This window comes from Nitrospirota bacterium (assembly GCA_030684575.1).
In the GTDB taxonomy this organism is placed as follows: Bacteria; Nitrospirota; Nitrospiria; order Nitrospirales; family Nitrospiraceae; genus Palsa-1315.
In genome coordinates this window covers 188,581-198,776 of sequence record JAUXVD010000016.1, presented here as the reverse complement: position 1 = coordinate 198,776, position 10,196 = coordinate 188,581, and the positions used below count along the sequence as shown (strand labels likewise).

Sequence of the window (10,196 nt, the reverse complement as noted above, 5' to 3'; positions counted from 1 at the left end):
AAACGAGAGCCGAGGCGAGAGCGGATATCTTTGATTACATCGAGCGCTGGCACAATCCCCGGCAGCGGCGGAGACTCGATCAACAGCAACAGGGGGAGCAACTCTTAACTCAACCGTCCGTGGAAATGGGGTAGAACCCATATAAGCTCATGATGGCCGCGTTCCATGATCAATCTCCAGCAATCATCTTGTCCGATCTAGCTACTGAATCTGGAAAAGATGAGCAAAAAGGTTACCAGTTCATATTTTCAGGCTCCGCAATGGCAATACGAAACCCGCGGGGACACGAATACAAAATTCGCGATTCAATCGATGAATGTCTTGATCATTTATCTCTAGTATCACTCCTGCTACGGCGAATTGAAAAGGCCGGCTACTCCATTGAAAGCTAACCCTTCCATTCACATCGAAAAAACTATGGGGAATGAAGCAGCGCCTGTGGGGAAGATAAAGGTGTCAGCATTTCTCGGTCTGAGACGAGCGCAACCGTCTATCGTCGGCTAGCAAGTTGAAGCTTTTGGGAAAGACTCTTTACCCTTTGCCTCCCCCTACTATAGGGATTTTCTATATTTGAGCTAGTTGCAATCTTGTTGCCCTAAGGAAGAATTCCCATTGCCAAATACATCCTGGCCGCTATGAAGTTTGAAAAAAAGAATCATCATTATGTACCTCAATTCTGGCAACGCGGATTTACAGACGCCCACGGAAAGCTTTTTGGGCGAACGAGAAAAAGAATCACGGAGGTATCACCAAAATATACGATGCAGGAAAACTGGCTTTACACGATTTTCGACATCCACTGGAATCCGTCGGACTCCCTGGAAGATTCACTTTCAGTCGATGAGGCAACGGCTGCAGCCCTGTTTCGCCGAATCAAAACACATGGCAGCGCTACCACAACGGCTGATCGCGACGAGTTATGTTCGGTACTCGCCTTGCAGGCCTGCCGCCACCCAGATATCATGCACCTAGGACACCGGCGAGCAAAGGAACTCGGCGTAGCAATCGCGAGCGCGAATAGCCTCACATCTTCCGCCTTCACAAACTTAATGGCCACATTTTGCATTAGCCCATCGGATGCCCTAGCGATCTACAGCCTCATGGTTGCGAAACTCCCTGAGCAACTCGCCCAAGAGTTGGATGAACTAAATAAGCTTTCCCCACAAGATCCTCGACTCCCGGAACAGGACGCGCTCCGCGCTACACCAATAATTTGTGCGCAGTTGCAAGAAATGGAATTCACGTTGCTTGATGCGCCACTTGGCAAGGAGTTTGTCCTGGGCGATACACCACTCCCCCAGGATCACCTCAGTCACCAGTTTTCTGTTCCTATATCAAAGTTGGTCGCTGTTTTCGCGAGGCCAGCCACTACACCTCAAGCGATAATGACACGACAAACCGCCACGCAAGCAGAGGTAGATGCCGTCAACAAGACTCAGTGGGACAACTCACTTCATATTGTTGTTGGCTCCAGCAAGGCGGTCCTGGCAACGCTATGAGGACAAGAAAAGGGGTCGGGATGAGCTACCCCTGGTTTTGTGGACACCAGGTTACGAGTCACTGACCCGTCGTTCGAACTCCAGCGGCGTCAGATAGCCCAGGCTCTGATGTAGCCGCTGGCGATTGTAGAACCCTTCAATGAACGCAAAGATCTCCCGGCTCGCGTCGTCTCGGGTGCGATACCGCTGGTGATGGACCAACTCATTCTTGAGGATGCTGAAGAAGTTTTGGGGTCAGGCATGAGTATTGACTTATTGCCGAGAGACCGAACATGTATCTACGCCCATTTCCCGGCGCGTGAGGACAAGAAAAGGGGTCGAGACAAGAAAAGGGGTCGGGAGTCTTTTTCTTGATGAGATCGCCGGGTTTTCGGCAGAAGATCCGCATGCCGCGCCGTCCATGCCTCGCTGCTGGAGACCTCGCCTATCATGCCCTGAACCGATAAATCTGACGACTCCCCTTGTGTGAGCCATCTGCAGACTGACGACGAAATCGCGAGCAATGAGTCAGACCCCTTTGTCCAATCCAGGCGAGCCTCCGCGTCACTTCAGGTGGTTGACAAGCATCATTTCGGGGTGAAGATAAAGGTGTCAGGAACCATTTCCCGACGCGTGGCTATCCGGCACCGTCCTCGCCTCCCCTCACTGCTCATCCTGTAAGAGTCGGAACAAGAAAAGGGGACAGGCTACTTTTCTAGCGGCTTCCTCGGTCGCCCCCACTTCCGCATCGTTGATTCCAACCCCAACGTCTCGGCTATCTGAGCCCGCCAGTCTTCCCTTCCAAATGGCTGCTGCCGATTCACGCAGGTCCGCAACGTGACCAGTTCATGATCAAACAGCGGATGATTGATCCAGGACGAAGACGGTCGCCCCCCGCTCTCTCGATTCGGAACATGGCAAACGTGCCCGGCAACTTGTCCGCGAAGCAGCTGTCACATCGCAAGAATAAGTAGCCTGCCCCCTTTTACTCCCCCCAAGGCTTGCTGCCCTGGGGCAAGAAACCTGTATAGTACGCCGTTCACCAAAATCACATCGTCGGAGGATTCATGGATTGGACGGCGCTTAATACTACCCTCGAATTTCTGGTGTTTGCGCTCGTCGTGGGCGTCATCGCCAAAGTGCTGATGCCCGGAAAGGATCCGGGTCAGTTGATCGGGACGACGGTGATCGGGATCGGAGGCGGCGTGATCGGCGGCTGTCTTGGAGGCCAAGTGGGTCTCACCGGGGATTCCGATATCGTCGCGTTTGTAACCGCCATCATCGGGGCGCTCATGCTACTGATGCTCTATCGCTGGCTAACAACCTGACGAATTATGATCGCCAGAGAAAGCCTTGCCCATTGGTGTGGAGGACAAGAAAAGGGGTCGGGAGTCTTTTTCTTGACGGGATCGCCGGGTTTTCGGTAGAAGATCCGCATGCCGCGCCGTCCACGCCTCGCTGCTGGAGACCTCGCCTATTACGTCCTGAACCGTCGCGTGGGACGACTCCCGCTCTTCGACAAGCCCGCTGACTGCGCCGCATAGGCTTCCTGAATCGGCTTGCATTTTTGGACTTCTGGGCATAGCCTAATCGCACGAACCAGCCGAGAGGAGACCCGCATGGCAAAGGCCAAAGCCGAAGCACTCGCGATGATCCAGAAACTGCCTGGCGATGTGACCACCGGCGCGATCATGGAAGAGCTCTTCTTCAAACAACAAGTCGAGAAGGGTCTTCAGGACGTGGCGGAGGGACGGGTTCTCACACAGGAAGAGCTGAAAGAAAGAATCGCCCACTGGCGCAAGTCCGCTGGTCGCTGACCGCCGGGAACGATCTTCAGAATATCGAAGACTTTATCGCCCACGACTCCGTTCTCCATGCGATCACCTTCGTCGATCGTGTCGTTGAATCTGCCGAAACCCTGTTCAGGACTCCCAGAATCGGTCGAATCGTTCCAGAGTTCAATCGCCACGACCTTCGAGAATTGATCTTCAGAGATTACCGTATCGTCTATCTCTTGCAGGATAACGATGTCTTCATCCTTCGAGTCGTGCATGGTTCACAAGATCTTCTCTCCCTCGTCCGCCGTGAACCCTGGGACATCGGCGGCTAGAGAAGAAGAAATGTGGTTGGAAGTATTTCCCTGAACAGACTCTACCCGTTCAATAAAAATCCCCCATGCCATGCCGTCCACACCTCACTGCTGGAGACCTCGCCTATCACGTCCTGAATCGCCGAATCGGACGACTCCCCTTCTGTGAGCCGTCTGCAGACGGCGACGGAGTCGTGAGCAAGACCTCTTCGTCCAATCCAGGCGAGCCTCCTCGTCACTTCATGCGGTTGACAAGCATCATTTCGAGTGGTTAATTGCCCTCGTACGCCCGTCGCTCGAATGGCTAACTGCCTCACCTAGGAGGGATGATCATGATCGCCACAACCACATCACGGGCATTCGTCACCACGAAATCCTGCCTCGCGCTGGTGCTGGTCCTTGCCGGGCTAGGGCTCTCGGGATGTAGCAGCGTCAGGATTCTTCAACCGACGGACGGGGCAGTACTGCCAGCCGGGCAGCCGATTCTCTTCGAGGGTCAAGTGACGCGGTCATCAGAAACAGGCGGGGCAGATCGCTCGAGCGATCTGGCATGGGAGTCCAGCCGCGATGGCCAATTGGCAACCGGCCAGCAATTCACCACCTCGACGTTGAGCGCTGGTTCGCACCGGATCACAGCCAATTGGCCCGGACACGACCGCCGCGCGAGTATCGGTATTTCCATCGCGCCATAGCGTCATAGACACCGTCGACAATACATCTAGAATTGGTTTCGGGCTTGAGTTTTGACGTATTGCGTGGACAAAAAACCCCACGGGCTCAGGTCTTGTACTCGAACATTTTCCCTCGCTTAGCAGGGAGCTGATTCATCTGCTTCGGTCTGTCTCGTCGGTGTGGTTCGACGCACGAGCGAGACCAGCCGGCCTTGCCGATCCCCGCCCGCTCTTGCCACCACCTATCAGCCTTCGGTGAAGATGTAGACCCGTTACGCGCAATCATCTTGACCTCCCCGGCCTCTCCGCGCCTCGTCGTCCGATTGCTGTGCTCGCACGACTCCACGCCAGAATCGCACTGAAGGAGATGGTGGTCGGGCATTTGCCTACGACCTGGCAGAGGACTATGCTAATACCGTGAGGCTGGTCCCAACTTGAAAAAGGAGGTGCCGCAATGCGTAGAATGCTCTGTGCCGCTACCCTGATCCTCGTCGCAAGTTCACTCATTCCTCGTCTCTCGCACGCGTCAGACCTGCCCGGCATCCCGCCAGAGACCGTGGCAAACTATATCCACGCGATTATTGAAGCCGACCGAACCTTCTACACGATTCATGTCGTCGAGCGGCTGCAGCGAAGCGGGGGCGCCACCGCCGCCGAAAACTGGCGCGCCGAAAAAAATGTGCTGCCGCTGCCCGCGCAGTTCCTCCTCGACTCCAGCGATCTGGCGATGAAGACCGGCTTAAAGGTCCGCTACCGGCTGATCAGCCTCTGGCCGATTAGTGTCACCAACGGCCCGTACAACGAATCTGAAAAGAAAGGGCTGGAAGCCGTTCACCAAAATCCCGAACGGCCGGCGACGAACACGGTGAAGAATGGCGATCAAACGTATTTTCAAGCCATCTATGCGGATCGCGCGGTCAGCCAGGCCTGTATCGGCTGCCACAACGCGCATCCCAGAAGCCCGAAACGCGACTTCAAGATGAACGAGATCATGGGCGGATTGGTGATCGAGATTCCACTGGACCGATAGGGTCCAGGGAATGAAAAGAGGATAGGCTGAGGGCTGAGCTGGCCAGGATTTGTGAACACCCGGCTACGAGTCACTGATCCGCCGTCGAATTCCAACGGCGTCAGATCGCCCAGGCTCTGATGCAGCCCCTGGCGATTCTAGAACCCATTATTGAATGCAAAGATCTCCCGGCACGTGACGGGATCGTTTACTCGAGAGGTGCCAGCGAGGCAGGCGGTCGATTGGGCTTTTTCCGCGTCTCAACGCCCTGATCAATCAGTTTCAAGACATTCAGTTGAGACTCTAACTCGTCAATACGCTTATCCCGCTCACGGAGTTGTCTGTGGAGAGACTGGACGACGCTGGACTCACCGGCAGGTGTATCGTTTCTCGGCACTGCCGCCACCGGGGCCGAGGGCACTGTGCCGCACGCGCTCAGGGTGATCGACAACAGCACGGCACCGCCCATGCTGCCCAACATTATTCTGAATACGCGATTCATGGTCTTAGATTTGCCATGAGACGCGGCATCCCGCAAGGATATTCCTCTTCCTGACTGCACCCGTGAGTGGAGAAACAGGGGACATTCTGAATGTCCCGGCAGGTGACATGAAGCTGATTCCTTTGGCTGCTTCGGTCTGTCATCTGTGTGTGGTTCGATGCACGAACGAAACCAGCCAGTCCCGCTCTCCAGTTAAGCCGCTGCGGAATCTTTCTCCCTTATACAAGGTTGCCGGATTTCAACGACCGCCCGTTCGATGTCCAACAAAGGCATGGACCAGACCAATCCTTAAAACGTAAAATATCCCGGTTTCGTCATCGCGAATAAACATGTCTGCAGTTCCGACGTGAAAGGATTCTGGTGAAACTTCCCTCCTGCTTCCATGCGCCCATGAGCCGCGAACGCGATCGGATTCGGGCTGAGATGGTCGGCATTCAAGGATTACTCCCGTTGCTGATGAAGCCACGCAACGGCAATAGATGGACGCCCGCTGAGCGAGTTCAGCTTCGATGCCATCTGCGCAGCCTGACATCCCTCAGTCCCTACCTCCTCGTCTTGCTGGCGCCAGGCTCCTTTGTGTTGCTTCCCCTCCTGTCGTGGTGGCTGGACCGACGGCGACTGAAACGGGATAGCCCAGGCCAAACGGTACTTCATGCTGTCCAGGTCACAAAAGATGCAGACAGGCCTTCACCTTCTGCGAATGTATGAGGAAGGGTGCGGTCTTTCCGGTTAGTATAGTTCGACCCACGGACGAGATTGGACAGCACCGCGGACGGTCGAAACTATCCTGAGGAAGACTCTCTCCCCCTGTGTTTTGGTGATTCTGTTGAAAGGCTGGTAATCGATGCGGCATTTTCTCCCTACACTACTCTTGGTTCTGGCCTGTGCAACAAATGCAGGCGCAGCGGCCATTGTGACGGCAGACTCCATTGAGGAAGCGGAATTTACGTATGATCGCGGGGAATACACAAGGGCGGCCCGCCTCTTCACCCCCCTTGCGGAACAAGGAGTGGCATCGGCCCAGTTCTATCTGGGGCTGATGCATGAAAAGGGACGGGGCCTCAAGCAGGATTACCGAACGGCACTGATGTGGTTTCGCAAGGCGGCGGCGCAGGGTTACGCTGGTCCGCAGAATAATATTGGCCTGTTGTATGAGAAAGGACGGGGCGTCCGGGAAGATCTCGTTCGCGCGCTCATGTGGTACCACGTCGCTGTCGCCATGTTGAGTGGCGATGAGGGAAAAACAGCCATGAAGCGCCGAGACTATCTGACGTCACACATGACTGCCGCGCAGATCGAGCAGGCGCAAGAGATGGCACAGCGCTGTCAGCAGTCGCATTTCAAGCAATGCGACTAGATCAGAATACGTGCAACAGGTCGGATGAGAGTGCAGCGATAGACCCAGTACGAGTAGAAAATAGGGACATGCTGAATTTCCCAGCACGTGGCAGTCCAGCGCCTTCCTAGGAAAGAAGGACTTACCAATACCCCAGACCGCGGCCAAGAATTCGGCCATGCAAGAAGAAAAGAAGAGAGGAAACGAAGCCCAGCAACGCAAGCACGACGCTCATTGTTGACCGAACCGTCTTGTTATGAAAAATCTTCGTGAATCGCGCCTGCAGATTCAGACGGTGCAACCATTTGGGGGTACCCGTTACCCAGATACCACCCCCTGTTTAGTCCATAGAGCAAGACGATCGACAGCAGAGCGAAGTTGCCTGCATAAGTGATATTTTCTAGCAGTTTCCAAAGTCCATCGTGAGACCTTGGAGGGCTATCAGGAATGTCGAACAAGGATATCGGGGAATAGTCCGTAAACGGCAGACTGACGACCAGCCATACCAGCCCAACGAGTGACCAAATAAACCATGTAGCTTTCTTCATTTCGCCGTCACAATAAAACAAGCCAACGTAAAATTCAAAAAGAAGTCAGAGAGAGAAATATGGACAGGCTGAGCTAGCAGATTCCTCGGCCTTTCCCGCCTCCGCATGGTCGACTCCAAGCCAAGCGTCTCGGCGATCTTCGCTTGCCAGCCCTCTCCTCAGAATGGGTGCTGCCGACTCACCTAGGTCCGCAACATAGTTAGTTCATGACCGAACAGCGGTTGATCGATCCATTGCACCCACTCAGGTAGCATCTCGACGGGTAAGGGGTCACTCAGGATCGAGAATCGAAGACTGGACCAAGCCCAGTCCATTGCATGCTCGACCAATCCGGCGCGAACTGGATTGCGGAGCACATAGCGGAAGGCCGTGAGTATATGTCCGTCTTGCTGAATCGGAACGCTCTTAAATCGGCCCTGCCAGACATGAGCATGGCTCGTCATCCACCACTGCATATATGGACAAGGGACACCCTCGATGGCTGGCGGCACAATCAGATGGAAATGAGCGAGCCTCAGGCCCACGCTGAATACTTTGATGGGGACTTTTGATTTCACGGAAGTGAGTAAGGCGAGAAAGACCGTGTAATCGCCGTCTTTGCGAAAGACTGTCGTACCCCCGTTCCCCTAATGAAGAACATCATCGGCTTATCCGGGTACTTCTCCCCACGAAATGCGAGGCATGGACCAGTAAGATCCGCAAAACAGCTACCGCATCACAAAAATAATTAGCCTGCCCTCTTTCTTTCAAGCCGTCTTCTCCATGAATCAATCCCTCATACTGAGCTGAATTGATCAGATTATTCATCCTTCATACGCATAGAATCGTATTAACCACCTATGATCAGGTCGCTGTTGATTGATCATGCCAAGTGAGTTCAAGTTGTGACCGTCCGAAAAACCGATATACGTTCGGTTGATGAATTACAAATTACACCAGGAGGTATTCCATGAACCAAATTCGATATCTAGGGTTTGCTTTGGTGTTGGTGTTGGGGTGTCAGGGTATGCCAACAGTGACTAGGACAGGGGATGTCAAAAACATCATCATCGGAGACAACCTCACGTCAGGCGATATCGCTGTTAGTCCAGGCGATGAAATTCGGTGGGTCAACAAGAGAACCGCACCTGTGCGAGTCGTCTTTCTCGACCCGGTGCTGGATAAGCAGTTGTCATGCAACAATAATTTCGGCGGGTGGATGACACCCAACGGTACCGCACAACTGGCCACGAACCAAACCGCCAGTGTTTGTTTCCGGGATGCCGGCACCTTCCGGTATACCGTCAGGATGGAATCAGCGAGAATGGCCGGCGAGATCAACGTTCCGGGAGTCATCAAGGTCGGCGGGCAGGGCGGCCAGGCCGTAGGTCAAACCAGTGATCAAAACCGTGGCCGAAGCAGTGGGCAGACCGGTGATCAAACCAATGATGAAATGCGTGAGCAAAAACTTGATCGCCCGAGTGATCGAACAAGCGATCAATCCAGCGGAAAAGCAAGTACTCCAACAAGCTCCACGTCGACCACGACCACAACAACGACAACAATGCCCCCTCAGTAAGTCAACCCGCCATCAAAACTCATTGAGGTATGCCTTGAAATAAACTGGATAAGAAAAGGGGCAGGCTGAGCTAGCACGGATTTTGTGGACACCAGGTTACGAGTCACTGACCCGTCATTCGAGCTCCAGCGGTACCAGATCGCCAGGCACTGATGCAGCCCCTGGCGATTCGAGAATTCTTCAACGAATGCAAATATATCCCGGCGCGTGATGGGATCGTTCACTGGAGAGGCATCAGTGTCATGGGCACCGGCCTGGCTTATTCCGCGTCTCAACGCCCTGATCAATCAGTTTCAAGACATTCAGTTGAGACTCTAATTCGTCAATGCGCTTATCCCGCTCACGGAGTTGTCTGTGGAGAGACTGGCCGACGCTTGACTCACCGGCAAGCGCATCGTTTCTATGCACCGCCGCCACCGGCGCCGAGGGCACTGTGCCGCACGCGCTCAGGGTGATCGACAACAACAGGGCACCTTCCAGACTGCCCCTGATTGTTCTGAGTACGCGATTCACGGACTTAGGTTTGCCATGAGACGCGGCATCCGGCAAGGACATTTCTATTCCTGACAACACCCGTAAGGAGGGATACAGGCGACATTCTGAATTTCCCAATGCGTAGACGTCACGGGAGTTTCTCGCATCACCGCTGAGGATTACATTGGCAAACGGGCAACGTTCGTTTCCTGCCCCTGCACTCATCCCCCGCCTTTAGAGGCTCCATCCAACGGCATTTTCGAATTTCTTCCAACGCCTCGACACACCAATACTCGCTCGAGGCGTTCATCCCTATGCTTTCCCTCACTTTGACGAAATAGGTCTGCCCCGCAACAAGATTTAGTACATGCTCGCTGATTTCGCAGTGACTCAGTGAAATGCTCACCTGCCCGGGAAGCGAAACAAATAAATCATACCCGCCGTAATCCAGCAGTGTGATGCATGCGCCATTTACAGAAAACTCTTGGTAGACATTAGATGAGTTAGTGCCATACGGAGAATAGACCTATG

Annotated in this window: 12 protein-coding genes; 9 read left to right on the top strand and 3 right to left on the bottom strand. The window is 54.1% G+C overall.

What is annotated here, in order from left to right:
• From Q8N00_12785 to Q8N00_12755, 7 genes are all read left to right on the top strand, one after another.
• A partial coding sequence (locus Q8N00_12785; protein MDP2383668.1) for an IS3 family transposase occupies positions 1-134 on the top strand: 134 nt, incomplete at its 5' end.
• Positions 135-152: 18 nt separating this feature from the next.
• On the top strand, positions 153-392 hold the full coding sequence (locus Q8N00_12780) for a TIGR02391 family protein (protein ID MDP2383667.1): 240 nt from the start codon (positions 153-155) through the stop codon (positions 390-392).
• A 243-nt stretch (positions 393-635) separates the two neighbouring features.
• A complete protein-coding gene (locus tag Q8N00_12775; GenBank protein MDP2383666.1) occupies positions 636-1,499 on the top strand; it encodes a DUF4238 domain-containing protein in 864 nt (287 codons plus the stop codon).
• A 1,046-nt stretch (positions 1,500-2,545) separates the two neighbouring features.
• Positions 2,546-2,806 (top strand): GlsB/YeaQ/YmgE family stress response membrane protein, encoded by a 261-nt coding sequence (locus Q8N00_12770; protein MDP2383665.1) that lies wholly within the window; start codon positions 2,546-2,548, stop codon positions 2,804-2,806.
• A gap of 291 nt (positions 2,807-3,097) precedes the next feature.
• Complete coding sequence (locus Q8N00_12765; protein ID MDP2383664.1) at positions 3,098-3,295, top strand: hypothetical protein; 198 nt, start codon at positions 3,098-3,100, stop codon at positions 3,293-3,295.
• A gap of 604 nt (positions 3,296-3,899) precedes the next feature.
• On the top strand, positions 3,900-4,259 hold the full coding sequence (locus Q8N00_12760; protein MDP2383663.1) for a hypothetical protein: 360 nt from the start codon (positions 3,900-3,902) through the stop codon (positions 4,257-4,259).
• Between the two features lie 433 nt (positions 4,260-4,692).
• Complete coding sequence (locus Q8N00_12755; protein ID MDP2383662.1) at positions 4,693-5,268, top strand: DUF3365 domain-containing protein; 576 nt, start codon at positions 4,693-4,695, stop codon at positions 5,266-5,268.
• Between the two features lie 187 nt (positions 5,269-5,455).
• Here the strand turns inward: Q8N00_12755 and Q8N00_12750 are convergent, their stop codons facing one another.
• Positions 5,456-5,749, bottom strand: coding sequence for a hypothetical protein (locus Q8N00_12750; GenBank protein ID MDP2383661.1), 294 nt, complete (start codon positions 5,747-5,749; stop codon positions 5,456-5,458).
• A gap of 844 nt (positions 5,750-6,593) precedes the next feature.
• Between Q8N00_12750 and Q8N00_12745 the strand changes: the two genes are divergently transcribed.
• Positions 6,594-7,106, top strand: coding sequence for a tetratricopeptide repeat protein (locus tag Q8N00_12745; protein ID MDP2383660.1), 513 nt, complete (start codon positions 6,594-6,596; stop codon positions 7,104-7,106).
• 709 nt (positions 7,107-7,815) lie between these two features.
• On the opposite strand, the gene Q8N00_12740 is transcribed toward Q8N00_12745, so the two are convergent.
• On the bottom strand, positions 7,816-8,076 hold the full coding sequence (locus Q8N00_12740) for a hypothetical protein (GenBank protein MDP2383659.1): 261 nt from the start codon (positions 8,074-8,076) through the stop codon (positions 7,816-7,818).
• Positions 8,077-8,582: 506 nt separating this feature from the next.
• On the opposite strand from Q8N00_12740, the gene Q8N00_12735 reads away from it, so the two are divergent.
• On the top strand, positions 8,583-9,191 hold the full coding sequence (locus Q8N00_12735; GenBank protein ID MDP2383658.1) for a hypothetical protein: 609 nt from the start codon (positions 8,583-8,585) through the stop codon (positions 9,189-9,191).
• Positions 9,192-9,431: 240 nt separating this feature from the next.
• On the opposite strand, the gene Q8N00_12730 is transcribed toward Q8N00_12735, so the two are convergent.
• Positions 9,432-9,890, bottom strand: a complete 459-nt coding sequence (locus Q8N00_12730) for a hypothetical protein (protein MDP2383657.1) — start codon at positions 9,888-9,890, stop codon at positions 9,432-9,434.
• Positions 9,891-10,196: the final 306 nt, after the last annotated feature.